The organism is Luteolibacter algae (assembly GCF_042683045.1).
Lineage (GTDB): Bacteria > Verrucomicrobiota > Verrucomicrobiia > Verrucomicrobiales > Akkermansiaceae > Luteolibacter > Luteolibacter algae.
Genome location: NZ_JBHUIT010000017.1, coordinates 63,784 through 90,014, shown reverse-complemented (window position 1 = coordinate 90,014; position 26,231 = coordinate 63,784). Strand labels below are relative to the sequence as shown.

At 53.7% G+C, this 26,231-nt stretch carries 23 protein-coding genes; 15 read left to right on the top strand and 8 right to left on the bottom strand.

The genetic code is table 11. The features are described from left to right. Positions 1 to 57 precede the first annotated feature (57 nt). From ACFSSA_RS09565 to ACFSSA_RS09540, 6 genes are all read left to right on the top strand, one after another. Positions 58 to 741, top strand: a complete 684-nt coding sequence (locus ACFSSA_RS09565) for a hypothetical protein (RefSeq protein WP_386820217.1) — start codon at positions 58 to 60, stop codon at positions 739 to 741. A gap of 93 nt (positions 742 to 834) precedes the next feature. Next, entirely contained in the window at positions 835 to 1,830 is a 996-nt protein-coding gene (gene bioB / locus ACFSSA_RS09560; RefSeq protein ID WP_386820216.1) for a biotin synthase BioB, read from the top strand. 126 nt (positions 1,831 to 1,956) lie between these two features. After that, complete coding sequence (locus ACFSSA_RS09555) at positions 1,957 to 2,523, top strand: type 1 glutamine amidotransferase domain-containing protein (protein ID WP_386820215.1); 567 nt, start codon at positions 1,957 to 1,959, stop codon at positions 2,521 to 2,523. Between the two features lie 106 nt (positions 2,524 to 2,629). Further along, positions 2,630 to 4,000 (top strand): NAD-dependent succinate-semialdehyde dehydrogenase, encoded by a 1,371-nt coding sequence (locus ACFSSA_RS09550; RefSeq protein ID WP_386820214.1) that lies wholly within the window; start codon positions 2,630 to 2,632, stop codon positions 3,998 to 4,000. A gap of 164 nt (positions 4,001 to 4,164) precedes the next feature. After that, positions 4,165 to 4,419 (top strand): glycine zipper domain-containing protein, encoded by a 255-nt coding sequence (locus ACFSSA_RS09545; protein WP_386820213.1) that lies wholly within the window; start codon positions 4,165 to 4,167, stop codon positions 4,417 to 4,419. A gap of 139 nt (positions 4,420 to 4,558) precedes the next feature. Beyond that, the gene (locus ACFSSA_RS09540; protein ID WP_386820212.1) at positions 4,559 to 6,607 is read left to right on the top strand and encodes a protein-disulfide reductase DsbD family protein; all 2,049 of its coding nucleotides are present in this window, start codon (positions 4,559 to 4,561) and stop codon (positions 6,605 to 6,607) included. 87 nt (positions 6,608 to 6,694) lie between these two features. On the opposite strand, the gene ACFSSA_RS09535 is transcribed toward ACFSSA_RS09540, so the two are convergent. The 7 genes from ACFSSA_RS09535 to ACFSSA_RS09505 all read right to left on the bottom strand — a co-directional run bounded on the left by ACFSSA_RS09535 (position 6,695) and on the right by ACFSSA_RS09505 (position 12,235). Beyond that, positions 6,695 to 7,156, bottom strand: a complete 462-nt coding sequence (locus ACFSSA_RS09535) for a DUF5069 domain-containing protein (RefSeq protein ID WP_386820211.1) — start codon at positions 7,154 to 7,156, stop codon at positions 6,695 to 6,697. A gap of 43 nt (positions 7,157 to 7,199) precedes the next feature. Beyond that, complete coding sequence (locus ACFSSA_RS09530; RefSeq protein WP_386820210.1) at positions 7,200 to 7,937, bottom strand: hypothetical protein; 738 nt, start codon at positions 7,935 to 7,937, stop codon at positions 7,200 to 7,202. A 40-nt stretch (positions 7,938 to 7,977) separates the two neighbouring features. Then, on the bottom strand, positions 7,978 to 9,441 hold the full coding sequence (locus ACFSSA_RS09525; protein ID WP_386820209.1) for an SDR family oxidoreductase: 1,464 nt from the start codon (positions 9,439 to 9,441) through the stop codon (positions 7,978 to 7,980). A 94-nt stretch (positions 9,442 to 9,535) separates the two neighbouring features. Further along, complete coding sequence (gene hpf, locus ACFSSA_RS09520) at positions 9,536 to 10,129, bottom strand: ribosome hibernation-promoting factor, HPF/YfiA family (protein WP_386820208.1); 594 nt, start codon at positions 10,127 to 10,129, stop codon at positions 9,536 to 9,538. 179 nt (positions 10,130 to 10,308) lie between these two features. Beyond that, positions 10,309 to 10,758: a transcriptional regulator MntR gene (gene mntR, locus ACFSSA_RS09515; protein ID WP_386820207.1), complete on the bottom strand. Its 450-nt coding sequence runs from the start codon at positions 10,756 to 10,758 to the stop codon at positions 10,309 to 10,311. Beyond that, entirely contained in the window at positions 10,755 to 11,729 is a 975-nt protein-coding gene (locus ACFSSA_RS09510) for a hypothetical protein (RefSeq protein ID WP_386820206.1), read from the bottom strand. Before ACFSSA_RS09510 ends, mntR begins: the two co-directional genes overlap by 4 nt. Continuing rightward, positions 11,630 to 12,235, bottom strand: coding sequence for a 3'-5' exonuclease (locus ACFSSA_RS09505; RefSeq protein ID WP_386820205.1), 606 nt, complete (start codon positions 12,233 to 12,235; stop codon positions 11,630 to 11,632). Before ACFSSA_RS09505 ends, ACFSSA_RS09510 begins: the two co-directional genes overlap by 100 nt. Before the next feature lie 148 nt (positions 12,236 to 12,383). Here ACFSSA_RS09505 and mutS point away from each other — a divergent pair, with 148 nt between their 5' ends. Beyond that, positions 12,384 to 14,867 carry a DNA mismatch repair protein MutS gene (mutS, locus tag ACFSSA_RS09500; RefSeq protein WP_386820204.1) on the top strand — a complete coding sequence of 828 codons (2,484 nt, stop codon included), beginning with the start codon at positions 12,384 to 12,386 and terminating at the stop codon, positions 14,865 to 14,867. Positions 14,868 to 14,894: 27 nt separating this feature from the next. Here mutS and ACFSSA_RS09495 read toward each other — a convergent pair whose 3' ends face one another. Continuing rightward, positions 14,895 to 15,737: a helix-turn-helix transcriptional regulator gene (locus ACFSSA_RS09495; protein WP_386820203.1), complete on the bottom strand. Its 843-nt coding sequence runs from the start codon at positions 15,735 to 15,737 to the stop codon at positions 14,895 to 14,897. Positions 15,738 to 15,881: 144 nt separating this feature from the next. On the opposite strand from ACFSSA_RS09495, the gene ACFSSA_RS09490 reads away from it, so the two are divergent. The 8 genes from ACFSSA_RS09490 to ACFSSA_RS09455 are packed head-to-tail and all read left to right on the top strand — an operon-like array spanning position 15,882 to position 26,216. After that, positions 15,882 to 16,745 (top strand): c-type cytochrome, encoded by an 864-nt coding sequence (locus ACFSSA_RS09490; protein WP_386820202.1) that lies wholly within the window; start codon positions 15,882 to 15,884, stop codon positions 16,743 to 16,745. Further along, entirely contained in the window at positions 16,742 to 18,952 is a 2,211-nt protein-coding gene (locus tag ACFSSA_RS09485; RefSeq protein WP_386820201.1) for a 3-keto-alpha-glucoside-1,2-lyase-like domain-containing protein, read from the top strand. Before ACFSSA_RS09490 ends, ACFSSA_RS09485 begins: the two co-directional genes overlap by 4 nt. Before the next feature lie 17 nt (positions 18,953 to 18,969). Beyond that, positions 18,970 to 21,255 (top strand): NADH:ubiquinone reductase (Na(+)-transporting) subunit F, encoded by a 2,286-nt coding sequence (gene nqrF, locus ACFSSA_RS09480; protein ID WP_386820200.1) that lies wholly within the window; start codon positions 18,970 to 18,972, stop codon positions 21,253 to 21,255. 24 nt (positions 21,256 to 21,279) lie between these two features. Further along, on the top strand, positions 21,280 to 22,266 hold the full coding sequence (locus ACFSSA_RS09475) for an aldo/keto reductase (protein WP_386820199.1): 987 nt from the start codon (positions 21,280 to 21,282) through the stop codon (positions 22,264 to 22,266). A gap of 3 nt (positions 22,267 to 22,269) precedes the next feature. Beyond that, the gene (locus ACFSSA_RS09470) at positions 22,270 to 22,962 is read left to right on the top strand and encodes a polysaccharide deacetylase family protein (protein ID WP_386820198.1); all 693 of its coding nucleotides are present in this window, start codon (positions 22,270 to 22,272) and stop codon (positions 22,960 to 22,962) included. Further along, positions 22,959 to 23,987: a Gfo/Idh/MocA family protein gene (locus ACFSSA_RS09465; protein WP_386820197.1), complete on the top strand. Its 1,029-nt coding sequence runs from the start codon at positions 22,959 to 22,961 to the stop codon at positions 23,985 to 23,987. Before ACFSSA_RS09470 ends, ACFSSA_RS09465 begins: the two co-directional genes overlap by 4 nt. Further along, positions 23,984 to 24,883, top strand: a complete 900-nt coding sequence (locus ACFSSA_RS09460) for a sugar phosphate isomerase/epimerase family protein (RefSeq protein ID WP_386820196.1) — start codon at positions 23,984 to 23,986, stop codon at positions 24,881 to 24,883. Before ACFSSA_RS09465 ends, ACFSSA_RS09460 begins: the two co-directional genes overlap by 4 nt. Positions 24,884 to 24,905: 22 nt before the next feature. After that, positions 24,906 to 26,216: an MFS transporter gene (locus ACFSSA_RS09455; RefSeq protein WP_386820195.1), complete on the top strand. Its 1,311-nt coding sequence runs from the start codon at positions 24,906 to 24,908 to the stop codon at positions 26,214 to 26,216. Positions 26,217 to 26,231: the final 15 nt, after the last annotated feature.

Here is a 26,231-nt window from a genome sequence, read left to right as displayed (position 1 = left end):
AGATTCGGATAGCTCTTCCCGATTGACCCGCCTACTCCCACAGACTTTACTCGAGCCATGCCACGCGCACTCAAAATTCTCATTCTAGCCATCGCTTTGTTCACTCAGGCTGCACAAGCGGAGCACGTCATCGTCTGCGGCGGGCCGGCACTCAGAGCATGGGAGAATTACAGGGTCCCGGATGATCAGCACGATCGCTGGTGGGCCAACTTCGTCCGGGCATCGACTTTACGCATGGCGGAGCTACGCCTCGCCTACGGAAAGGATGCGGCATTGGTATGGCTGGTTTACAAGCCATCATACGAAGCCCGCGGCCGTGAGGATGGCAAGCCTTATACCACATGGATTGCCGAGCAAGCATCCAAACGGAGCGCCACCCTCATTTGGTTCAATTCCACTGGCGATTTCATTTCCAAAATCAACTCAAGACCGCGTGGTTCCGTCGAAACTTTCGACTACTTTGGCCATTCCAATAAGTATGCGTTTCTCTTCGATTATAGTGCGGACATCATGGCAGCCTCTACCGCATGGCTTCACGAACGCGATCTACCTCGTTTGAAATCCTCCATTTTCAGCCGAAATGCTTACTGCAAATCCTGGGGCTGCCACACCGGTTCTTCCATGTCGGGAGTCTGGAAAAAGCATTTGGGAACCTCACTTGAGGGTGCGAAAGGAAAAACCGTTTATACGGAGGTAGGCCATGGGAAGATGCCCATCGGATACGGCGGATGGACCCGGTAAATGCTCCCACCCAACTTCTAAAACCTGCACTCGTCCTTTTTTCGGACCGCTTCCTGCTTATCATTTTTCAATCGTTTTCGTCACCTACGCATCATGAATCTTTCAGAACTCCAGGCCCTACATTCCCTTCCATTTTTCGAGCTCATCCAAAAATCACGCCAAGTGCATGAGGAAAACTGGGACAAGCCAGAGGTCCAGCTCTGCACCCTGCTCTCCATCAAAACGGGTGGTTGCTCGGAAGATTGTTCCTATTGCGCCCAATCCTCAAGATACAAATCCGGTGTTGAGTCCGAGCGACTAATGGCAAAGTGCGATATCATGGAGCGGGCAAAGGTGGCAGCGGAAAGCGGCTCGACCCGTTTCTGTATGGGTGCGGCATGGAGAGGAGTCCGCGGCGGCACACAGCGTTTCGAACAGGTTCTCGATATCATCCAGGATGTTTCCAAGCTTGGTATGGAAGTCTGCGTTACACTCGGAGAGCTAGGTCCCGAAGAGGCTAAACAGCTCAAGCAGGCTGGAGTTACCGCTTACAATCACAATCTCGATACTTCTCCGGAGCACTATCCCAATATCGTCACCTCACATACCTACGAGGATCGCCTTCGCACAATTCAGAATGTGCAGGATGCGGGAATGTCCGTTTGTTGTGGAGGTATTCTCGGCCTGGGTGAAACGATCACTGACAGGCTGCGGATGTTGGAAATCATTTCAAATTTCGATCCCCAGCCGGAAAGTGTGCCTATCAACTCTCTCATGCCGATGCCGGGCACACCGCTGGCGGAGAATCCACAGGTGGACACTTTCGATGTAGTTCGCATGATTGCACTGGCACGCATAGCCATTCCCAAAGCGAAGGTCCGTCTCTCGGCCGGACGCACCAGACTTTCCGATGAAGCACAGGCACTCTGCTTCTTTGCTGGAGCAAACTCCATTTTCTATGGGGACAAGCTGCTTACTGCAAAGAACCCGTCCGTGGAGAAGGACCAAGTGCTATTGTCAAAGCTCGGTCTCTCCCCTCTTGCGCCAAAGCTCTCTGAAGAGGCGGCTTGCCAGGAGCCAGCGGGATGCTGTGCTCCTGTATCAGCGTAATCCTTCCGGCTTGGCCGTCTTGGTATATGCATGGCGTGCCATGCAACACGCAGGGAATTTCCAAGAAAAGCCCTACCAAACCCTTTATTTACGGATGGCACGGTCTTAGCGATGAGACCTTGTGTTATGAAAACACAAGATTTAAGCAATAAGACAATCGCTATTCTTGCCACAGACGGCTTTGAACAGGTGGAACTGGTAAAACCTAAGGAGGCTCTTGAAAAGGCAGGCGCTACCACTCACATCATCTCGTTGAAGAGTGGCAAAATCCAAGGATTCAACCATTTTGAGAAAGGTGATCAATTCGAGGTCGATAAAGCCATTTCTGCTGCCAAGGCTGAAGATTACGATGGATTGGTTCTTCCGGGAGGTGTGCACAACCCCGATGCCCTGAGAGCAGAAAAAGACGCGGTCTCTTTTGTCCGCGACTTTTTTGAACAGCACAAACCTGTTGCCGCCATTTGCCACGGACCATGGACGTTGATCGAAGCAGACGTAGTCAGAGGCAGAACCCTGACCTCATGGCCGAGCCTCCGCACCGACATCGAAAATGCGGGTGGCACTTGGGTGGACGAAGAATGCCACTGTGATCAAGGACTTGTTACCAGCCGGAATCCCGATGATATCCCCGCATTCTGCGCAAAGGCGATCGAGGAATTCGCAGAAGGCAAACACAAGCTCCAGACGGCATAAAGCCCCAATCAATATTCCATTCCCGAGCGCCCAGTTCCAACGACTTCTAGGAACTGGGCATTTTTCAAGCCCGCTGTCCACTCGCAGCACCAAACCTATTTTTCCCATGTCCATTAAAAGCATTAACCCTTCCACAAATGAAGAGCTGAAATCCTATCAACCACTCACGAAGGAAGAAACTCTCAGCGCTGTAGCAAAAGCACACGAAGCCTTTCAAGAATGGCGCAAAACTTCATTCGAAAACCGAAGGAGCTGTATTCTCAACTTTGCCGAAGAATTGCGATCCAACACGGATAAATATGCCAAATTGATTACTCTGGAAATGGGCAAACGAATTTCCGAAAGCCGGGCGGAGATCATATTCTGCGCGGAGATTGCCGAGTTCTATGCAAACGGAGCGGAAGAATTTCTAGCCAACGAATACATGGAAGTCGAAAATGCACATGCCTATATCCAACACTCTCCGATCGGAGCTCTGATGGGCGTGATGCCGTGGAATTTCCCTTTTTATCAGGTCACCCGATTCGCGACCCCCAACATTATGGCTGGCAACACCTGCCTTGTGAAGCATGCTGGAAATGTGCCCCAATGTGCCGAGGAGATCGCCAAGATTTTCAAACAAGCGGGTCTGCCGGAAGGTGTTTATACAAACCTCCTCATTCCATCGGATTTTGTGAATTCAATCATTTCCAATGACTCCATCGCGGGCGTTTCCCTCACCGGGAGCGAACGTGCCGGCGCTGCAGTGGCTGCGGCAGCGGGAAAAAATCTTAAGCGCTCCGTTTTGGAACTAGGTGGGAATGACCCCTTCATCGTCTTGGAGGATGCGGATATGGAAGATGTGGTAGAGAAGGCGATCAAAGGGAGAATGGTAAACACTGGGCAATCCTGCGTGGCGGCAAAGCGTTTTATCGTGATGAAATCCGTCGCAGATGAGTTCCTGGAAGGATTGAAGAGTGGTATGGCGGCGATGAAAATCGGCGATCCCCTCGATGAGTCCACCGATGTAGGCCCACTCTCAACAGAAGACGCAGCGGTGAGACTGCAGGAGCAAGTCACTTCCTCTTTGAACTATGGAGCGAAAGCAATTCTCGGCGGCGACAGGCCTGAACGGAAAGGTGCCTACTTCAATCCCACAATTCTCACAAACGTATCAAAGGATAACCCTACCTTCGATCAGGAGCTATTCGGACCGGTAGCTACGGTATATGTCGTTGAAAGTGAAGAGGAGGCAATTTCCTTGGCCAATAATTCCTCCTATGGTCTGGGAGGATCGGTCTATACCAAGGATATATCCCGGGGCCGAAAAATAGCCGAACAGATAGACACTGGAATGGTCTTCATCAACCAGCCTACCAATTCGCAAGCTGGGCTACCGTTCGGAGGAACCAAAAATTCAGGATACGGCAGGGAGCTCTCAAGATTCGGTATTCTGGAATTCATCAACAAAAAGCTGATTCATAATATCGAAGACTGAAAGAGCACTTCCGGCTCACTTTTTCAGAATTAGCTGAATAAATCCCATTCTCGCCAAGTCCCATGAAAGTGGGCGAAATTTTCAAAAAGCTGCGGAGCGAAAAACCGTAATAATTCTTGAATTACTCCGACCACAGCTTACCAATATTTAACTCCAATCAGACAATGAAAAAACTATCTCTTATTATCGTTTCCGGCATTTCAGCCATCGCTCTTAGTAACTGTGCGGCACCGACAGGTCCTGAGACCCAGCGCGGCGCAGTAACAGGTGGACTTATCGGTGCGGCTGCCGGCGGTATCATCGGCCATCAATCTGGAAATGCTCTCGAAGGTGCTGCTCTTGGCGGTGCGGCTGGTGCCGGTGCCGGCGCCCTCTATGGAAACTCCAAAGACCAAGATAACTACCGCCGTGGCTATTAGGCCTGAATAAGAAGAATTTATCTTCCAAGCCGTAAGGAACTTTCCTTACGGCTTATTTTTTTGGATGAAAGCAACGCTCGGTGCCTCTTAATTACCACATCCCGTTCGGATCCGGATCTTCCCATTAACTGATACAACCATGCGCTTCCTTCTGATCTTTCTCGCTTTCTGTTCATTCGCACTCGGACAGAAAGTTTCTTCCGTAGCCACACTGTTATCCGAGAACGCAGCGATCGCTCCCAACGAGAGCTTCACCCTTGCCTTGAAGTTGGAACATCCGGAGGAGTGGCATAGCTATTATCAAAATTCCGGAGGCGTCGAGCTTCCCCCGACGATCACCTGGAAATTGCCCGAAGGTGCGACGGCCGGTCCCATCCAATGGCCGACTCCCGAGGCCAAGGAGGGCTTTAGCGGGAAAAGTTTCATCTACTCCGGCTCGCCGGTTTTCCTGATCGATATCACACCACCTCCATCTTTACGGCCTGGCGACGATTTCACTCTTACTGCCAGTGCGACATGGCAAATCTGTAAAACCTCCTGCATCAACGAATCGGCGGAATTCACGATAACTCTGCCAGTGAGCGAGAAACCGGAAGCCGATCCGGCACAAACGGAATTTTTCCAAACTGCGCGACGTGCTATTCCCGCGGATCCGGCTCCATCCATCCAATATGCAGCTAAAACCTCCGGGAAAACTAAGGATGCCATCGAACTACGTTTCACAAAGCTCGACCCGGAACCTACGGAGTTCATTCCGAACGAACCATATATCAAGGCCCTATCAGACGGCGGCGAAGTTAGCACCTCCGGTGAGTTTACCATCATCACCCTGCTCAGAAAAAAGATCGATTTCCTCGATAACCCTATTCCTCAGGGAGAAACGGTTTCCGGAATATTGTTCGCCGATAAAGCGTTGGCCATCCCGGAAACCACCATCAATGCGGATGCGCAACCCGCGCCCAACGCACCGGTTGCCATCTCCATCGGAAAATTACTACCCATCCTTGGCGGGATGTTCTTGGGAGGATTGATCTTGAATCTCATGCCCTGCGTTTTCCCGGTTATCGGACTAAAGATCATGGGATTTGTCCAACAAGCCGGGGAAAATCGCCGTTCCATTGCTTTGCATGGATTGACCTTTGCGCTGGGGGTCATGGCATCCTTCGCGGTTATCAGCGGAATATTATTTGCAGTCCGTGCGGCAGCCTTACGTGATGGAGGAGAATCCATCGGCTGGGGATATCAGCTCCAGAACCCATGGGTAGTTCTTGTGCTTACTCTATTGATGTTTGTTCTGGGGCTGAACATGTTCGGGCTTTTCGAAGTCGGCACCGCAGCAACCTCGGTGGGTGGAAATCTGCAGTCAAAATCCGGTCACAGTGGTTCATTCTTCTCCGGTGTATTGGCAACAGTTGTGGCAACGCCCTGCTCGGCACCGTTTCTAGGTGCCGCGATCGGTGCCGCGATTGCTTTGCCTGCTATCCAGTTTTTCTCCGCTTTCGGTGCGATGGCCCTCGGACTAGCGACTCCATATCTCGTCCTTTCGTTTTTCCCATCGCTTGTCGAGATGCTCCCCCGCCCCGGCGCGTGGATGGAATCTTTCAAACAAGGAATGTCCTTCCTACTTTTTGCGACAGCAGGCTACTTGCTTTGGGTCTACTCAGGGCTGATTGGGCAGGAGTATTTGCTTTCACCTTTGCTCGGTCTGAGTTTGATCGCCGCTGCGGCGTGGACCTACGGCCGCTGGAACCTGCCCCATAAGAGCAAGCGCACTCGCGGGATAGCGCTCGCCATAACCGCAGTTTTTTCCATCGCAGGGATCCTCCTGGCACTGCCTCCGAAGCCGAACAAGCTTTGGCAGCCCTGGTCCGAAGCAAGAGCCCAAGAACTTCTATCTGAAGGAACCCCGGTCTACATCGATTTTACCGCCCAGTGGTGCCTTACATGCCAGGTGAACAAAAAGGTCGCTTACACAGAAGAGGTTCTGAAACTCGCTAAACAGAAGAAAATCGTCTTCTTAAAGGGCGACAAAACCCGCCCCGATCCGGCGATTGAGGCGAAGCTCCAAGAGCTCGGCCGCTCTGCGATTCCGGTTAATGTTCTTCTGAGACCCGGCGAAGAGCCAATCGTCACGCCGGAGGTTCTAACGCCCCAGATCCTCAAAGAACTTTTCAATCAAGTTCCCTGAATCCAGCCGAGCGATCTTTCTGTCGCAGAGGAATCGGTTTTCCAGGCCGATTCCTTTCCGATAGCTCCATGCACCAGCAATCCGGCTTCAGCGCTGTCCTTCATCCAGGTCCAGGAAATCGAACATCGTATCGACGGTATCCGGCTCTAGCCCGATTTCTTTCAATCTTTCTTTCAACCGACCGGATGCCGCATCTTTCCAGCCACGTTTCGACATGAAGGCATTCCAAATTTCGATTTCCTCAGCTGTCGGTTTGCGTCCATTTTCAAACGCCCACGTCAGGAGTTCTTCATCTGTCCCTCCCTTGAGCGTCTCCGATACGATTTCCTCGTAGGAAATATGGAGAAAGCTGCAGCAGCGCCCATCAAAACCACCCGTATGTGCGGTCCCTAACATCGACGCCCATTCCTCAGGAAGTTTTCCTTCCGCATTCAGGCGAATCTTATCGAGCATTCTTCCAAAATAGACAATACCACCCACCTGATCATATGGGCTTCGTAATCCGGGGATGATTGTTGGGTAGGGCTTTGGCATGAGGTAAACAATCATTCTGCAGAGAATGGCGCAAGCTCAGTTCCTCCGACAAAATGTCTCATCTGGAGTCCCATGCTTCCAAGGTATTTTCCACTAGAGCAATCTGCGCCTCGGGCACCGGGACCAGTAGCTCCTTATTAACAACCGTCCGCTTGCTACGCACACGATAACGGATCGATAGAATCGCTTTCCCATCTTTTTTTCTCAGCTCCCGGGATAACGTTTGGATCCCGAAACCATCTATAAAAAATACGACTCTGTTGACCATGATTCCATATCTGGAGAGCCAGACGTGTCCGATACTTCCTCTGATGGAGAACCATTGGATTGCAACAACCGCGACGAAAACCCCTGCGAAAAGCCCACTAACTGCGAGGGCTATAGGGAGAACCTCGCCGACTTTCCCCTCGGAATAAGCGAGATAGAACATCGCGGCGAAAATAACGGTCGGTAAGCCAGCACCCATGATCCACGCCCCATACCATAGACGTCTCTTCTCACGGCGGAGATGCGTCTCCCAATCCTTACCCGTGATCTTCCAGTATCCCAATATGTGCTGATGGCTGAAGCGCTTTGCCACCCCTCTCCATCCATATAAAACTCCTACTCCAAAAATCGCTGCCAAGGTAAACACGATCAGTCCCGGAAGAAACAATGCTAGATCGGGCCTAGCGGTTCTGCCCATTCCGGAGAGCGCGATCGCAATGATTGCAGCAATGCCAGCTACCGCCAACCAGCCCGAAAAGCGGGCGTAAGGATTTGGCGGCGGGGGGATCAGGCTTTCCTCGTCCTTCATGTTCCGGGAGGTTAACGGGAATGCGGGATTGTGACAATTATTAGCTTTTCGCCTTCTGCCCGGATGCCAGGCGGTTCGCCATTCTCGGAAAAAGCAGGAAATGAAAAGGTAAGACCATATACCAATATAGACGTCCAAGCAGCCCCTTCGGACGGAATGTGGCAGTCTGTATCAATGATTTTCCGGTAATCTCAAATTCGAGCCATGCTTCTCCCGGGAGCTTCATTTCGGCAAAAAGAATTAGCCGCGCCGGCCCATTATTCCCAGCAGCCTGATCCGCCAGCAAAACCCGCCAGAAATCCAGGGCATCCCCGGGACGGAGCTCGACAGGATGGCTGCGTCCCCGCCTCATTCCAATGCCTCCGGCGAACAGATCCATTATCCCTCTGACCCGCCATGCCCAGTTCATCGATGGCCATCCATTCCTACCGCCGAGTGACCATACCGCTTGGATCACAGCTTCCCGATCAGAAACCAAAGGCATCTCCCGCCTGTCCTTCAGCACCCCGTGTTCCGGAACCTTGATCGAGCGGAAAAATTCCGGGTTCAAGGAGCCGGACGAGAGCGAATTGATCCACGAAGATGGCACACGGTTCTGCGCGATTTTGGCAAATGCTGTCTTAATCGCCTCCCGGTAAGTGAGCAAATCCTGCGGGATCATTGTTGTTACACTATGATCCCTGCAAACCGTCTCGTTACTGAGCGATTCGATCAGAGATTTTGCCAAAACCAGAGTCGTCGGAGTGACCAGATGCAGCCAATGGGATGAGAGACGCGGAGTAAGAAAAGGAACGGGTAGGATAAGGCGCTTCAGCTCCCGCATTTCCGCATATTGATGCAGCAAGGTCCGGTAGGTCAGAACTTCAGGACCTCCTATATCCAATTCCTGCCCAATGGTGTCGGCACACTCCAAACAGCCAGTCAGATAACCGATGACATTTCGGATGGCTATCGGCTGGCACTTCGTCCCCGTCCATTGCGGAGTAACCATTACCGGCAGTTTCTCTACCAAATCCCGGATAATTTCAAAGGAAGCGGAACCCGACCCTACGATGATTGATGCGCGTAAAGTGGTAACGTCCACGTCTCCACTCCTCAAAATCCGGTTCACATTTTCCCGCGATTCCAGATGGCTGGAAAGCTTCTGAGCCGGCACCAAACCGCCTAGATAAATAATTCTCCGGCAGTCGGCCCGGGAGAGCCACTGGACAAAATTTTCCGCGCAAATTTGCTCCCGTTTCTGGAAACCCGTGCCCGCTCCCATGGAATGCAATAGATAATAAGCGGCTCCAATCGAGTCCGGAAGTTCGGGCAGACTACCGGGCACGAGCATATCACCCTCTAATAGCTCAAGCCTTCCGTCCTTCAAGAAATCATCGAACTGTGGTGAGGGAAAACGCCCCTTGTCTCTCACCAGTGCTTTGACCCGATGCCCCTCTTCCAGGAGTGCTGGCAGCAAGCGCAGACCGATGTATCCATTGGCACCAGTGAGTAAAATATTCAAGACAGTATCATAGCCGCACTGGCATATAATGCAAGAAAGGGGGCAATCCGACTGGATCGCCCCCTTAAGACCGCATACTTAATGGATCAAGAGATCATGCGGACGGATTGACATCCACCGCAGCATATTCGCCATCTTTCCGGCGGTAGATGATCGTCAGACAATCACGACGTGCGCTTTTATAAAGGACAAATGGGCGCTCGGTAAGCTCCAGCTCCATGATCGCATCCTCTTTGTACATCGTCTTCACGGCAAATTTGTCAGAATGGACGATGAAAGGCTCCGGATCATGCTCGGACTCCTCCGGGTGATCGAGTGCTTCCTCAGTGAAGTAGCGCTCATCCAGGTAGCGAATGGAATCATTTCTATGCGGACGGCTCTTCTTCAGCAGACGGGTTTTATGCTTACGCATCCGTCTGGCGATTTTTTCAATCGTTTCGTCCAGAGCCACATACATATCACGCCCTTCTGTATGAGCCTCAATGGTAATGTGGTTGGTGCAAAATAAAATTATCTCTGCAATGTGCCTATTTTTCTGAACGTCCAGGATCGCCTTCGCCTCAATGATCTTCGGATAATCAAGATGCAGCCCTTCGATTTTTTTACGGGCATAGTCGCGGAGGGAATCAGTCACTTGTTCATGCCTCACAGTTACAGTGATAGGCAGATTGACGTTAGCAGTTTGCATGGTTCTTATATGGTTTGTGTTAAATCGGACAGTAGCTACAGCTGCTCTATCCATCTACTACACTGTGCCATGCCGGGTAAAAATGCTACGCATAAGTTCAGAAAAATTGGCTTTTTTCGTCACATAAATTTAGACAAAAAACTGCTTCGGCGGATCTCCCAATAACTACCTCATCGGGACTATTTCGCCATCTCTCCAAGTATCCTGCGCTTCACCTCCGCCAGAAAATCCGTATCACTCTCCAAACTGTCGGCAACCGCTCGGATGACTTCCAGGGTCGGCCGGGAAACGTGGTGCTCCATCCCCTCCACATCACGGTAGATCGTTTCCTCATCCAGCCCGAAAAGCCGGAGAAACCTTGTCAATGTTTCATGACGCTCGACGATTGCGCCAGCGATACGGAGTCCATCCTCGGTAAGCACTGTTCCCCGGTATTTCTCGTGTTTCACCAGACCTTCGTTGTCCAGTTTCTGCAGCATATTGGTCACGCTTGCCTGGGAAATCCCCAGATTCGTGGAAATATCCACTGCCCGCGCATACCCTTTTTCTTCGATGAGGTGCAAAATCTGCTCCAGATAATCATCCATGGCTACGGAGCCACTCGTTCGCTTTGAGGTAGATTTTGTCATCTGTCGTCATCCTTCCTTTCGATGACATTCATTTCAAGCACTGATGATGGAGTATATATATCTCTGTTCGAAGCATGGAACTCCGCTTTCAAACGAACTTTCAAATCGCTCAGATCAACCAATCTCCATTTGAGAAACCGCCATCTGCCATCATTTCCATCGTGTTCGATGCCTAGCAGCAGATGGGTCGCATCTTCGGTAATCTTCAGGGTCTCGTTCTTTGGAGCGAAGTAGAATGATCTGAACGTGCTGTCGGCCGAGCCACTTTCCAGCAGCTTTGGATCCAGATAGTAGACTTCGCCAGAGGATTTATCGGTGATTTTCAGGTCCGGATAGCCTGCCCGCTGCAAACTACCTCCACGGGTTTCGGGAATTTCGCAGGAGATTCCATCGATTTCCCCCAAGCGCTTCAACAAGCTATTTTCAAAATACTTCGAGCCCTCGTTGATCCTTCCAAGCTCGTGAACGGGTGAGCCACTGGCGCTCATTTCCGGCAGCAACCCATCCATCACTTTCGAGATAGCCGCGATCACCCGATCGCCGGATTCCCGGGATTTCAGTGGGATCACTTTTCTCCCGGATGCTGCTTCCGCAATGACGGAAAAATCGAACTCACGGTCGGACAGATTTTCGTTCAGAAGCCCGCGCACCAGCTCTGTGTCCGAGCTCCGACGGGCTTTCGCAGCTGACTTCTCGGAAGCTTTCTCCAAAAGCTCCGCCTGGTCTTTCCAGCGCTGGTAGGCTGGGCGTTTTGGCTCTCTGGTAACGATAAACAGGATCGCCACAATCAGCAGAATCCCGCAGATCACCTGCAACAGCCGACTCTTCTTCTCCTCCGCCATCGTGTTGGAAAAAATTGAATAAATCCGTCCTAGCTCATCGCCTTCCGCAGTCGCGACCAAGCCCCGGTATTCGGAACGACCAACGCCCAGAGTGGCAATTCCTGCAGACCGTATCTTTTCACCATCCATTCAAGCAACACCAGGCTCGCAACGGCATCAAAAAGCGCGTCATGCCAGTCTCTGCCTGGAACCAGCTCACGGACCTTGTCCGCCACACCCAGTTCCTCGCAAAGCACCCCAAGTGAATGTTTTCTCTGGTCTGGCATCGCAGCCCGGGAGAGAAGCAAGGTATCTACCCACGGATCAAATGGATTTCCGGGAAAAACCCGCAGGAAGCGCTTCTCAGTTCCCTTCGCGTGCGCAACGGGCACCGCCCCTTCACCCAGGCGTCCATTCACTTCCGGCCATAGCGAAAGCAGGCTCGGCGCCCCCTCCAGCTTACCTTCGTCTATACCATGGATTTTCTTCGCATACCAATCGACCTGTCCCTCTTTCTCCAGATAAGAGACAAAGAAATTATCAAAGCCATCCTTGAGGGACCACGTCCCCATTCCGATCTGCACCGGCCAGTCCTCCTGCCCCCGCTGCGCCCCCGCCCCTTCAAAATCGATCCCCGCAAATACTACCTCACTCACCTTCCTTTGATCCTTCACGGCTCCATCCTCAATTTCCCGGCGGAAATCACAACTCCAATCCTCCTCCGGCGGCTAAACACGCATCCATTTCGTGAAATCCGGGCATTGAAAAACTAGCCAAGCCTCCGCCATCGTTCATCATACGCCCATGTCCGCTCCCACACCCATGATGGCCCAATACCTCGCTATGCGAAAAAGCCTGCCCGCCGACATCATCCTTTTTTACCGGCTCGGGGATTTCTACGAGATGTTTTTCGAAGACGCGAAGACCGCCGCCCCGATCATGAATGTGGCCCTTACCAAACGTGGTGGCACCCCCATGTGCGGGGTCCCCTACCATGCGGCCCAGAACTATATCGCCCGTTTGCTGAAAGGAGGCAAGCGGGTCGCGATCGCGGAACAAACCTCCCAAGCCGTCCCCGGTAAGCTCGTCGAGCGGGAAATCGCACGGATCCTCACCGCCGGATCGATCGATGATCTCACACTACTGGATGATCAACGCCCCAACTATCTGGTCGCCCTTTCGAAAATCGGGAAAAACCACGGTCTGGCGGCAATCGACCATACCACCGGAGAATTCATCATCGCCGAGTTCACGGAGTCCGCACAGCTTCTGGATGAACTGGCTAGAATTTCCCCCTCGGAGCTCCTCATCCCGGACCATCAGATTTCAGACTTTTCCGCCGACCATCCGACGGCACTTCCCTATGATGGTTACACCTTCCAGCCGGAGCACGCCCATGAGCTGGTCAAGAAACACTACAATGTCCACTCCCTTGATGGGTTTGGCTGCGCCGGCCTGATCGCAGCCGCATCTGCCGCAGGCGCCGCGTTGCATTACCTCATCCACCAGCTCCGCCGACCCTGCGAGCACCTGAACCCGCCGCGCTTGCTGGAAAACGACAAACACGTGCTCATTGACCAAGCTTCACAGCGGAATTTGGATCTTATCGAGTCCCGTTCGGGGAAAAGCCACACATTGCTCGCCGTCATGGATCGCACGGCCACACCGATGGGCGGTCGTCTGCTTCGTAGCTGGCTGCTCCATCCTCTTCGTGATCTGGAGACCTTGACCGCCCGGCAGAACACTATCGCTGCTCTGCTTGCAGAGCCTTTTCTGCTCTCGAAAGCGCGCGAATCGCTGAAAAACATCCGCGACATTGAAAGAACCACCTCAAGGCTTTCGCAAAATTCCGGCAACCCGCGGGATCTACAGTCGCTATCCGTTTCACTCCAGCAAATCCCCGCGCTAAAGGAAGACCTTGCATCGGTTCTCACGGATCATTCCCGCTTGCTCACCTCCCTGCACGCACTTCCAGATCTGGCGCATATCCTGGAGATCGCCCTGACTGATGAGCTACCGGCGAATATCAAAGACGGTAATATCATCAGAGACGGCCATTCGCCCGAGCTTGATGAGCTGCGAAGCGCTGCCCGGGGCGGCAAAGACTGGATCGCGCGGCTCCAGGAGGATGAAAGAAAACGCACGGGGATCGATTCCCTGAAGATCAAGTTCAACAACGTCTTCGGCTACTTCATTGAGGTAACCACCGCGCAACTCTCGAAAGTTCCCGACGATTATACCCGGAAACAGACCATGGCGAATGCCGAGCGCTACATTACTCCGGCGCTCAAAGAAATGGAAAACAAGGTCCTCGGCGCGGAAGAACGTTCCAAACAGCTCGAATACGAGCTATTTCTTGAGCTCCGGCAGCACGTCATCACACACCTTGCACAATTGAAGGAAACGGCTGCTTCAATCGCGGAAATCGATACGCTTTGTGCGCTCGCGGAAACCGCCCAGTTGAATCGTCATTCCCGGCCAAAACTCACCGAGGGAACGGAACTTATCATCGAGAACGGCCGCCATCCGGTTCTGGAACAAACGCTCACGGAGACAAAATTCGTCCCGAATGATACCGAGCTACTTCCTGAAAGCTCCCGCCTCCAGATTCTCACGGGTCCGAACATGGCCGGAAAATCCACCTACATCCGGCAATTGGCGCTCATTACACTCATGGCACAGATTGGTGCTTATGTTCCCGCGGATTCCGCCACCATCGGACTCACAGACCGCATTTTTTGTCGTGTCGGAGCTTCCGATGATCTGTCACGCGGCCAATCCACATTCATGGTGGAAATGTCGGAAACCTCTCTCATTCTCAATCATGCCACTGAAAAATCTCTTGTTATTCTCGATGAAATCGGGCGTGGCACAGCTACCTTCGATGGCCTATCCATCGCTTGGGCAGTCGCGGAACACCTCCATGATACCATCAAGTGCCGCACCCTTTTCGCCACCCATTACCACGAGCTGACCGATCTGGCCAATACCCGTGCAGCCGTGGTCAACTGCAACGTTGCAGTGCGGGAATGGAATGAGGAGATCATCTTCCTTCATAAAATCCTTCCCGGCCCTGCGGACAAATCCTACGGCATACAGGTCGCCCGCCTGGCCGGTCTGCCAAAGCCAGTTCTGGCTCGGGCAAAATCCATCCTCAGCCACCTGGAAATGAACTCCGCCAAACCAACCGCAAAGTCCCAGCTCTCGGATCCAAAACCCAAGACCACCAAACTCGAGGACTCCATGCCTGCCGCGAACAGCCCGCAGATGAACCTTTTTGATTTCTAGGCGCGTCGATCCTTGCAGCGAGATGTTTCACCGCTTCTTCGGTATGTCCAAGCTCGGCGGATTTCCAAAAAAATCACGGTATGCCCTGCTGAAATCATTGACTTGGGAGTAGCCGAGACGAAGTGCGATTTCCTTCACCTGATGCTCCCCGCTTCGTAATAACTTCCGGCCGGACTCCATTCTCAACCTGCGGAAATACCCTGCGGGACTATCACCTATCTCTTGCTTGAAAAGACGATAGAGAGAGGCCTGGGAAAGGTTCAAATAATCGCACAACCTGGCAACTGGCTCACGGCTGTCGAGATGCTCCCGTATCCAGGAATCCGCCAAATTCAAACGCCTCATATTTTGGCTCGCCCTTTCATCCTTCTCATGCGAAAGCCGCGACAGCAATGCCTCAAAACTAATCCTGCATCCTAGCAGGTATTTCTCAGTCGCTCCGTCCGGCTCCATTATCTCCAATCGGCATTGCTCATGAATCTGCTGAAAGGCTCTCTGACTTCTGTTGGTTAATCGATATATCAGATATGCACCCGGTTCCGGAGTGGTGGGCTTCAGGCCATCCCACATCCATAGAATGAATTTGCAGTAATTATCTACTTTCCGGGCCCAGCCGAACGAGCAATCAGGACCTATCATCACAAAGGCACCGCGAGCAAGCTCAACGATTTTTCCATCAACGATCATCTCCGGAGTTCCCTCCTCGATTAATAGACAGACCCAGCCTTCATGGCGACATGGAGGAAGGTTTTCCGCATGGAAATTCCGTCGACCCCACGCTAGGTAACGCAAGGGTAATAACTCGCTCGTCTGCCAGAAAGAGCGATCCGGCATGGGTAAAAATAGGTTAGCTCGGTCGTCTGCAGACATAGCATTTCCATTCAACCGATTCCCTATGCGACTTCAAGACGATTGTTCACCGGCCCAATCACTTCTATTCTCCCGAACAATCAATTCCCGCTACTCTCCCAGAAAATCCATCCTGGAGCCCTATTACTTTTTGCTCGAAAGGCCATGACCCGCATCTTCCTTCTGTCCCTAATCCCCTACCTCTCCTTTGCAAACCCGGATCCGGGCGAAGCGGCCTATCAGACCAACTGCATCGCCTGCCACCAGCTGGATTTCACATCAGTGGGCCCATCACTGGTCAATATTGCAAAAGTCTACCCCAAGGAAAAAAAAGCTGAATTCATTCAGTGGGCTATTAAGCCGGGGAAGAAAAATCCGCTCCTTATCGAGATGCCTTCCATGGCCCACATGGGCGAAGAAAATCTCGCGCACATCCATGACTACTTGCTGAAAGTCACAAAGGGAGTGAAGCATAAAAAAGGCAAAGACCAGTTCCAACCAGTCCCCGAGCCAAAGCGCGATCTACCCTATGTTCGCTACGCATTTTTACCGGAAAGCAGTCCGGCCTCCTTCGCGATCATTTATGAAGGAGAAACCAGCGCCTGCTGGGATACCGAGGCCTGCCGCCTGCGTTATTTGTGGAAATCTGGTCAAACCAGACTCGTCACACATCGTGATGTTTACGATCTCCCTGCCCCACCGTTTCACATCGAGACAAGCCCGGTATTCTGGTCGTTTGCCGCTGGGAAAAGGCCGCGCTACCACGGCTTCAATCTGATCCAGCGGCAACCTGAATTCCACTATCAGATCGCCGATGTGGAAATCAGAGAACTCGTCATCTGGAAGCCAGCTTCAAAGACTCTGCTGCGCCGTTTCAAAATCACAAACCCACCCGCCAGCTTCCAGATCCATCTTGCCAAACAAGGTGCGGGAACGTTCTCCACCGATAAAGGAACCCTGGACTCGTCCACGCTCTCCTTGCACGCCGAGCAAGCTCGCGAATTCACAATCACACTCAGCTTCCCATGAAATTTTTCCTCACTCTTCTGCTCGCCCCTCTCATCGCCGGCGCCGATTGGTCGGACTACTATAAGCTCGAGCAGATCGAGCTCCCCAAAACTGTCAGTCCGGAATTCGGCGGCCTCGCCACCATGCCAGACGGCCGAATCGCCGCCTGCTTTCACAGCGGCGAGGTGATGTTTTACCAACCGGAGAAGAAGACGTGGACTCCTTTCGCTGTCGGACTCCACGAACCCCTTGGAATCGTCGGTAACGATGATGGTTCCGTCACCGTGATGCAGTGGTGCGAACTGACCCAACTCTCCGACACGGATGGAGACGGTCTAGCCGACTCCTATCGCTGCATTTCCAATGACTTCGGAGTCTCCGGGAACTACCATGAATTTGCCTACGGCCCCGCCCGCGATGCCGAAGGGAATTACTACGTTTCCCTGAATGTAGCATCGAATTTCCGCGGTATTTTCGATCACTACCGCGGACCGCTGTCGCCCATCGGCATGGATGAAGCTACGCTCAAGACATGGCGTAATCAGAAGGAATGGGAGAAAATCAAAGGTCAGGCTGGCCGCATGTTTTCCCGTGTTCCCTACCGCGGCTGCGTCCTAAAAATCACTCCGGAGGGAAAAAGCGAAGTCTTCGCCTATGGCTTCCGCTCACCCAACGGACTCTGCATCGATCACAACGACCGCCTCTGGATTACTGACAACCAGGGCGATTGGCTAGGCACCTCCAAGCTCTTCCATGTCGAAAAAGACAAATTCTACGGTCACCCGGCTTCCCTCGTATGGAAACCCGGCTGGACTCGGAATCCATTGGAAATCCCCGTCGAGGAACTCGATGCCATGCGCACCCCCGCCGCAGGACTTTTTCCACAGGGCGAACTGGCCAACTCCCCGACACAACCTGTCGTTCCACCAGTCAACTTCGGGCTCTCTGCAGGCGAACTGCTTATCGGGGAAATGAACCAGGCGAACCTCATCCGTTTCCTACCGGATAAAATCGGCGGTGCTCTACAAGGCACCACGATTCCTTTCCTCGCCGGATCCGGAATCAGCAACGGAAACAACCGCTTTACCTTCAGCAAGGACGGCTCACTCTGGGCAGGGAAAATGCACTACCACTGGGCCGGTAATGAGGGACTGCTCCGCATCACACCTACCGGTAAGCCCATGATGATCGCCGATCATGTTCATCTCAAGCCCTACGGCTTCGAGGTTCATTTTTCCCACCCGCTAGGCGACGAAACTCCTCAAGTAACGATCGAAAAACATACCTATAACTACAGCGCCAACTACGGCTCGCCGAAGGTCAATCTCAAGCCTGTGGAAACAGGCGCGCCCATCATAAGTCAGGATCGCCGCTCCATCATTCTACCCGTCACCGATATCGAGGAACGCTACCTCTACACCATCACGCTAAAAAACATTGCGGATACGGAGGGTCGCCCGCTACTGGGCGATATTCTCCGCTACAATGTCGTCAGAAAGTCTGAAATCGACGCCTTCAAACGAGGTGTATCCACTCCCCCTCTCCCCAGTGGCTGGAAAGTCCACGATATGAAACGGCCGCAGCCAAAAGTCGTTTCGCCCGGCAAGAGCATCAGCATGCCTCCAGGAGATGCAATCGTGCTCTTTGATGGCACGGATCTTTCGCAGTGGAGCACGTGGAATGAGAAACTCAAAAAAGCCCAGAAACCCCGCTGGAAAGTCAAAGACGGAGCAATGGAAATCACTCCGACAGGCAGCATCCAATCAAAGCAAGCCTTCGGAGACATACAGCTCCACATTGAGTGGGCCACTCCCTCCCCCACAGCGGATCAGCCAAAATCAAACGGCAATAGCGGCATTTTCCTGATGCAGAGATATGAGCTCCAGGTATTCAACAGCTGGGAAAATGAAATCTACGCAGATGGCATCGCAGGCTCCATCTACGGCCAGAGCCCTCCGCTTGTGAATGCATCGCGTAAACCCGGAGAATGGCAGAGCTATGATATCATCTTCACTGCCCCGCGCTTTGATGGAGAAAAACTCAAGAGCCCGGCCCGCATCACCGTCTTCCACAACGGTGCGCTCATCCAGAATAACACCGAGATCCTCGGTCCAACACAGCACTACAAGCGCTTGCCCTACCTCTCCCATCCCGAGAAACAGCCCATTCTTCTCCAGAACCACGGCGACGCGGTGCGCTACCGCAATATTTGGGTGCGCGAACTGTAATCTCAAACACCCCCCTCATGAACCCGGCAGAAACCTCGCCTGCGGAAAATCTCCTGCAGGACTACAGCCTCATCGGTAAAAACTCGGAACTAGCAGTCGCAAAAGGGCTTGCTGAGGCCGATTGGTATACCTCTCCCATCTCGCGTGAACAGCTCAAGACCCTGCTCACTCGCAAAGATGGACCGGCGATCCGTGACTGTATCATTTACTTCGGCCTCATCGCCGCATTTGGCGCGGCGATTTTCGCCCTTTGGGGCACGTGGTGGGCCGTCTTCCCTGCCATGTGTTATGCACTGCTCTGGGCTTCCGCTTCGGACTCCCGCTGGCACGAGTCCAGTCACGGCACCGCGTTCAAAACCGACTGGCTTAACAACGCGCTTTACGAAGTGGCATCGTTCATGGTCCTGCGGGAATCTATCCCCTGGCGCTGGAGCCACACCCGCCACCATAGCGACACAATCATCGTTGGCCGTGATCCGGAGATCGCCGTGCCACGCCCGCCGGACATCAAAGCGATGCTGCTCAAGTGCATCAATTTCCAAGCATTCCGCAGGTATCTGAAAAACATTTTTCTGCACTCCACAGGTCGCGTGACACCGGAGGAAGCAACCTTCATCCCGTCGGCCGAGTATCCGAAAGTGTTCCTCCGGGCCCGGATCTACGCGGCGATCTATCTGACTATTTTTGCAACGGCGATCTACTTTGGCACCTGGATGCCCTTCGTATTCGTCCTGGGCCCGAACCTCTACGGAGCCTGGCTCATGGCAATCTATGGCTGGACGCAACACGCTGGCCTTGCCGAAAACGTGCTCGATCACCGGTTGAACTGCCGCACGATCCGCATGAACCCGATCAACCGTTTTCTCTACTGGAATATGAACTACCACCTGGAGCACCACATGTTTCCGATGGTGCCATACCACCAACACCCAAAGCTGCACGAACTGGTCAAGGACGACTGCCCAGCGCCCTATCCGAGCCTCCTCAGTGCGTATAAGGAGATTATCCCCGCTGTTTTTAAGCAGATCAAAGACCCCGGATATTTCATCAGGAGAACTCTCCCCGCCACCGCCCGCCCCGTAGGCACCACGGCCTCCACAGCACCTCTTGCCATCGAGGGGAAACTCGGAGCCGATGGCTGGGTCGATGTCTGTGCAGCTGCGGATCTCGATACGAACGATGTCATCCGCTTCGACCACGCGGAAAAAACCTACGCGATCTACCACACGGCCGAGGGAAAATTCCATGCCACCGATGGCATCTGCACACACGGCAACACCCACCTCGCCGGTGGATTGGTAAAAGGCAGCATCGTGGAATGCCCGAAACACAACGGCCGATTCGACATCACCAACGGCGAAGCCGTGCGCCCGCCAGCTTGTGTCGCCCTCGCAACCTATCCTGTGGAAATTCGCGATGGCAGGATAAATCTTTTGCCAGAATCCGCCGACTCCTTCGCCAGAAAAACTCGCCGATTCAAGATCAAGAGCAACAGATACGTCTCCACCTTCATCAAGGAACTCGTCCTTGAGCCGGAAGCACCTGAGGATTTCCCCACCTACCTCCCCGGCCAATATATGCGGCTGGACATCCCGGCCTATGGAGAAATTTCCTTCGCGGATTTCGAAATTCCCGAGCCGTTTAGCAGTGTTTGGAAACAACAGGGACTCTACGAAAACCGTGCAAACAACTCCATCCGCTGCCGTCGGAATTACTCCCTCGCCACCGCGCCGGGACATGAACCCGGCCTCCTCAAGTTCAACGTCAGGATCGCCACTCCGCCACGTGGGCAGGATTGCAATGCGGGCGTTGGCTCCTCATTTGTCCACAATCTCAAAGCTGGTGACACCGTCACGGCGATAGGTCCATTCGGAGACTTTCTGATCAAGGACACCCAGCGGGAAATGATCTACGTCGGCGGCGGGGCGGGCATGGCACCGCTGAGATCACACATCATCCATCTGCTCGAGACACTCGGCACGGATCGCAACATCTCATTCTGGTATGGCGCTCGCTCCGCGTGTGAAATTTTCTACGAAGAAGAATTCCGCGAGATTGAGAAACGCTTCCCGAATTTCACCCTCCACATCGCTCTTTCCGAGCCACAGGAAAGCGATGACTGGAAGGGCCCCACCGGCTTCATCCACGAGCATCTCCGGAAAACCTACCTGGCGCTGCACCCGCGTCCCGAAAGCGCGGAATACTACCTCTGCGGCCCACCCGTAATGCTGCAAGCCACCAAGCACATGCTCACACAAGATTTCTCCGTATGTGCCGCAGATATCGCCTACGACGAATTTTAAAAACTCGAACCATTTCCAATGAATATGCCAAAACGCCCCTTCGGCTCCACAGAACTTTCCTTCAATCCCATCGCATTCGGAGCCATGCGCATCCGCCCGGATTCAAACGGGATTTCCCGGCCGCTTCTACACGCTCTCGAAGCGGGAATGGACTTCATTGATACCGCGCGAAACTACGGCGAAAGTGAAGCAGTCGTCGCCGCCACCCTGCGCGAATGGAAGGGCGAAAAGCCGTTCATCGCGACCAAAGTAAAGCCGAAAGACATCAGCAACTGGCGTTTCCCTGTCCCCATCCACGAGCAGTTCACGCCGGAAAGCATCCGTAAATCGGTCGAAACCAGCCTCCGCACACTGGGGCGCGAGCACTTGGATCTGATCCAGCTTCACCAGTGGTATTACCTTTGGTCTCACAATACCGAGTGGCTGGAAACCCTCCATCAACTGCGCGACGAAGGGAAAATCCGCTACATCGGCGTCAGTGCGCAAGATCATGAGCACGATGCGGTTCTACCCCTGGTGGAAAAGCAGTTGGTCGATTCCGTGCAGATCATTCTCAACACCTTCGAGTCCCGCCCGTTTGTCAGCACCATTCCGCTCTGTCATGAAAAAGGCGTGGCCGTCATCGCGCGCTGCGTATTCGATCACTCCGGCGTTCTCGCCACGGGTGGCAGCCGCGAAGTATTGAAAAACGATGTCAAACTTTCAAACGCCTCTCCCGAGCTGGTCACCGAGTATCTAAATCGTATTGCAGCTCTCCGCGCCGATCTCTGCAACGAGGCAATGGATCTCAACGAGCTTTCGATACGTTTCGCGCTCAGCCACCCAGGAGTCTCCTCACTCGCGCTTTCCCTCAGCTCCGCAGCCCGTATCGACACCGCGCTCGAAGCGGCCTCGCGCGGCCCGCTTCCCGAGGAAGCTTTCGAGCGCATCCGCCGCAACCACGTCTGGGTAAAAAATTTTTACTATCTCAGCAAAGCGACCGTAGACGGGAACACCGAAAGATCTGCCTAGACCATGCTCACCAAAACCCTCGCCAGCCTCGTATTCGACGACGGATTCGAAAAAAGCTGCTTGAAGATCGCGCGCATCTTCGAGGAACGAAACCTGCACACTACCTTCGCCGTGCTTGCGAATCCATGCGGCTTCCTCGATGAGTTTCCGAAAGGAAATTTCACCCTCTGGAACGAACTCCAGAAACGCGGCCACAGCATCCATCCGCACGGCTACGATCACAGCGATCTCACGAAAATTACTTTCGCAGAAGCTTGCTCGAAAATCGACGCGTGCCTCGCCTATTTCGAGCAACATCTCAGTGGATTCAATCCCAAGGAAGTGACCTATCACCTCACCTACAATCGCTCAACGCCGGAGATCGATGCTTACCTGTTAGATAATGTCAGGGCCATCCGCACTTGTGGAAGCCACGGGCTGCCGGGAGACGGCTTGCTTTACTCGGGCCAGCTCTCACGGCGCTCGCTGACTTGTTCATGGCATGGGCCTGATTTCTGTGACGAGCATCTTCTAGAAAAACTCGTAGCTGCCGCAGCCTCGGAAGCTCCCGGCTTTTTATACATGCTCCACGGCCTTGAGGACGAAGGCTGGGGGCCGATAAGCGAAGCCTCTCTCGCCCGGGCATTGGATTTCATCATCGAGTCTCCTTTCCTCGAATCCGCCACCGTCGATCAACTCACCCGGAACTCCGCATGAAATCCCCCATCCGCACCGTCATCATCGGCTACGGACGTAGCGGGCGCTATCTCCACGCCTCCGGTCTCCGGGGAAATGCCAATGCGTTTCAGATTGTCGCCATCTCCAGCAAATCAGAAGCGAGCCTTCGACAGGCCAGCGAGGACTTCCATTGCCCGACATTTTCCAACTATCAGGAAATGCTGCGTGAAATCCGCCCGGAGCTTGTCATCATCGTCACACGAAACGATCAGCACCACGCCATGGCCTGCGATGCGCTCACCGCCGGTTGCCACATTCTTGTCACCAAACCTCTCGGCATCAATCAACACGAAGTCGCCGATATTTACCGCGCTGCGGATGCTGTGGGGAGAAAAGTTTTCCCGTTTCTGCCCGCGCGCTGGGGCACGGATTTCCGTAGGATTCAGGAAATTATCCACTCCGGGGAAATTGGAAAAGTCTTCTCAATACGCCGTGCGGTCTATGGATTCGCGACGCGCAGTGATTGGCAGACCCGCACGGAATGCGGCGGCGGCATCATCCTGAACTGGGGCGCGCACCTCGTGGAGCCGCCCATCCTGCTTGCTGGTGGCGAGCCACGCCACCTCTTCGGCTCCTGCGCCCGCGTCCTCAATCCTGGCAACGCGGAAGATATTTTCCATTGCGTCATCACCATGGAAAACGGGATCCGCATTCACTCGGAGTGGTCGTTCGCGCCCCGTGGTTTGGCAAACTGGTTTGTGCAAGGCACGGGCGGATGCATCATTGGAAACAGCACCACGCTGGACGTCATCACCGGCCAACCGTCACACCCGGACGACCCGACAAAAGTCAAAGACATGGAGGGCTCGCCATCCACCTGCCGCACCGAAACGGTCGGCGAAGACCTCTTTGGGGATCCCGTCGCGATTTATCAAGACGTCGCCGCCGATCTTTCGGGCGAAACTCCATATTCCGTTTCCCGCAGAGAGTCCATCCGGCTCCTCGCTCTGCTCGATGGGATCAAGACATCCCACCAATATCAAAAACTCATCACATTCCCATGACCTTTCTAACCGGATTTGCAGACGAAGCCGCCGAAGACATCCACGGCCAGATCAAAGCCATAAAGACCCTCGGCTGGTCGCACATCGAGCTCCGTAGCGTGAACGGAAAAAACATCACCGACATTTCTGAAAAAGAGTTCGAAACAGTCGCGGAAGCCCTTGAGGAAAACCAGATACGGGCCAACGCCTTGGGCTCCACCATCGCGAACTGGGGGAAGTCCATACTTGATCCCATTGATCGTGATCTGGAGGAGATCGAGCGCGCCATCCCACGCATGAAAGCTCTCGGCTGCAAACACATCCGCATCATGAGCTACGCGGTTCTTCCCGGCCGCGATGCCAGAGATCAGATGCTGGAGGAACGCGTGGAAAGACTGCGCCGCATCGCCGGCCGTTTCGCCGAGGAAGATCTGCAGGTGCTTCATGAAAACTGCGCGAACTACGGCGGCATGGGCTGGCAGTTCACCATGCAGCTCATCGAAAAAGTCCCTAGACTAAAACTCATCTTCGATACCGCTAACCCAGCGACCACTGCGGATCGCTCCAAACCCGCGCCACATCCACGCCAATCTTCCTGGGAATTTTACCAAAATGTCCGTGAGTTCATCGAGCACGTCCACATCAAGGACGGGCGCTACCTCGGCGAGAACCCCGACTCAGTCTTCGAAGATGCCGACTACGTCTGGCCGGGCGATGGCGATGGAGATGTGGTGAAAATCCTCACCGATCTCCACAAAAACGGATACGCCGCCGGACTCAGCATCGAGCCTCACCTCTCCGTGGTTTTCCACGATTCCAGCCAGTCCGCCACAGCAGAAGCCCGCTTCGCCAGCTTCATCGAATACGGGAAACGCCTGGAAAAAATCCTGTCCGGCATCGCTGCTGATTCAATCTAGCAAACTTAAAACCAAAAAATTCATGTCCAATTTACAAAACCAAGAACGCATGTCCCGCTATCACTGGATCGTGGTCATCCTCGCATCGCTGGGCTGGCTCTTCGACTGCATGGATCAGCGCTTGTTCGTCCTTGCGCGGGAGGCGGCAGTGAAAGACCTCCTCGGCGGCACTGTCGACCCGGCGCTGGTGAAAACCTACATCGGCTACGCCACCACTTCCATGATTCTAGGGTGGGCGACAGGAGGCATCATCATCGGCATGTATAGCGATCGCTACGGCCGAGTGCGCGCACTCACCATCACTCTACTGCTCTATTCGATTTTCACCGGCCTTTCCGGCCTGGCTCACGGCTGGGTGGATTTCGTGCTCTATCGTTTCATCGCCGGCATCGGTATTGGCGGCATGTTCGGCTCCGCGACGACTTTGGTTGCGGAATCCATTCCCGGAAGATTTCGTGCTCCAGCACTTGGTGCTCTCCAGACTCTCGCTGCCATCGGCAACGTCATGGGCTCGATGATCTCGCTGGTCATTCCACCCAGTTCCGCCCACGGCCTCTTCGGCTTCGAGGGCTGGCGGTCTCTATTTTTCATTGGCATCATTCCGGCACTCATCGTCGTCCCGATGATGCGACTACTTCGCGAACCCGAGGTGTGGCTCAGTCTCAGAGAAAATCGTGCCAGGGGCATCGCCGGCACGGAAGCTGGCTCTGTCACAGAAATGTTTCGTCATCCGAAATGGCGGAAACACGCGCTCGTCGGGCTTGGGCTCGGCGTGGCAGGCATGATAGGCCTGTGGGGCATAGGATTTTTCTCCCCGGAATTGATCTCGGAAGCACTCAAAGGGGAGTCGCAGTCGAAAATCGATTCCGTCCGTTCCTGGGGCACCGCTTTGCAAGATATCGGCTCGTTCCTGGGAATGGCGAGTTTCACTTTTGTTGCCACCTTCCTCAGCAGGCGGCTCGCCTTTCTCTGCTCATTTATCCTCTGTTTCATCACAACAGTTTTCGTTTTCAGCAATCTGAACTCCGCTGGGGACGCGATGTGGATGCTGCCCCTCATGGGCTTTGCTCAACTCTCGCTATTCGCTGGTTATTCCATCTATTTTCCGGAGTTGTTCCCAACGCGTCTGCGCGGAACCGGAGTCGGCTTCTGTTACAATACGGTCCGCTATCTCGCTGCACCTGCACCTCTCTTGCTTGGTTACCTCAGCGTCCATCTTTCCTTCCGCTCAGCGGCATGCATTATGGCAGGCATCTACATTCTCGGAGCGATCGCACTCATCTGGGCACCAGAGACAAAAGGAAAAGACCTACCTGAAGAAGAACCCGCGTAGTCCTATTCCCCTACG

Bases quoted from the DNA above. Each gene is read 5' to 3' on its own strand.
- ACFSSA_RS09565 (WP_386820217.1), top strand. From the start codon at position 58: ATGCCACGCGCACTCAAAATTCTCATTCTAGCCATCGCTTTGTTCACT.
- bioB (WP_386820216.1), top strand. From the start codon at position 835: ATGAATCTTTCAGAACTCCAGGCCCTACATTCCCTTCCATTTTTCGAG.
- ACFSSA_RS09555 (WP_386820215.1), top strand. From the start codon at position 1,957: ATGAAAACACAAGATTTAAGCAATAAGACAATCGCTATTCTTGCCACA.
- ACFSSA_RS09550 (WP_386820214.1), top strand. From the start codon at position 2,630: ATGTCCATTAAAAGCATTAACCCTTCCACAAATGAAGAGCTGAAATCC.
- ACFSSA_RS09545 (WP_386820213.1), top strand. From the start codon at position 4,165: ATGAAAAAACTATCTCTTATTATCGTTTCCGGCATTTCAGCCATCGCT.
- ACFSSA_RS09540 (WP_386820212.1), top strand. From the start codon at position 4,559: ATGCGCTTCCTTCTGATCTTTCTCGCTTTCTGTTCATTCGCACTCGGA.
- ACFSSA_RS09535 (WP_386820211.1), bottom strand. From the start codon at position 7,156: ATGATTGTTTACCTCATGCCAAAGCCCTACCCAACAATCATCCCCGGA.
- ACFSSA_RS09530 (WP_386820210.1), bottom strand. From the start codon at position 7,937: ATGAAGGACGAGGAAAGCCTGATCCCCCCGCCGCCAAATCCTTACGCC.
- hpf (WP_386820208.1), bottom strand. From the start codon at position 10,129: ATGCAAACTGCTAACGTCAATCTGCCTATCACTGTAACTGTGAGGCAT.
- mntR (WP_386820207.1), bottom strand. From the start codon at position 10,758: ATGACAAAATCTACCTCAAAGCGAACGAGTGGCTCCGTAGCCATGGAT.
- ACFSSA_RS09510 (WP_386820206.1), bottom strand. From the start codon at position 11,729: ATGGATGGTGAAAAGATACGGTCTGCAGGAATTGCCACTCTGGGCGTT.
- mutS (WP_386820204.1), top strand. From the start codon at position 12,384: ATGTCCGCTCCCACACCCATGATGGCCCAATACCTCGCTATGCGAAAA.
- ACFSSA_RS09495 (WP_386820203.1), bottom strand. From the start codon at position 15,737: ATGTCTGCAGACGACCGAGCTAACCTATTTTTACCCATGCCGGATCGC.
- ACFSSA_RS09490 (WP_386820202.1), top strand. From the start codon at position 15,882: ATGACCCGCATCTTCCTTCTGTCCCTAATCCCCTACCTCTCCTTTGCA.
- ACFSSA_RS09485 (WP_386820201.1), top strand. From the start codon at position 16,742: ATGAAATTTTTCCTCACTCTTCTGCTCGCCCCTCTCATCGCCGGCGCC.
- nqrF (WP_386820200.1), top strand. From the start codon at position 18,970: ATGAACCCGGCAGAAACCTCGCCTGCGGAAAATCTCCTGCAGGACTAC.
- ACFSSA_RS09475 (WP_386820199.1), top strand. From the start codon at position 21,280: ATGCCAAAACGCCCCTTCGGCTCCACAGAACTTTCCTTCAATCCCATC.
- ACFSSA_RS09470 (WP_386820198.1), top strand. From the start codon at position 22,270: ATGCTCACCAAAACCCTCGCCAGCCTCGTATTCGACGACGGATTCGAA.
- ACFSSA_RS09465 (WP_386820197.1), top strand. From the start codon at position 22,959: ATGAAATCCCCCATCCGCACCGTCATCATCGGCTACGGACGTAGCGGG.
- ACFSSA_RS09460 (WP_386820196.1), top strand. From the start codon at position 23,984: ATGACCTTTCTAACCGGATTTGCAGACGAAGCCGCCGAAGACATCCAC.
- ACFSSA_RS09455 (WP_386820195.1), top strand. From the start codon at position 24,906: ATGTCCAATTTACAAAACCAAGAACGCATGTCCCGCTATCACTGGATC.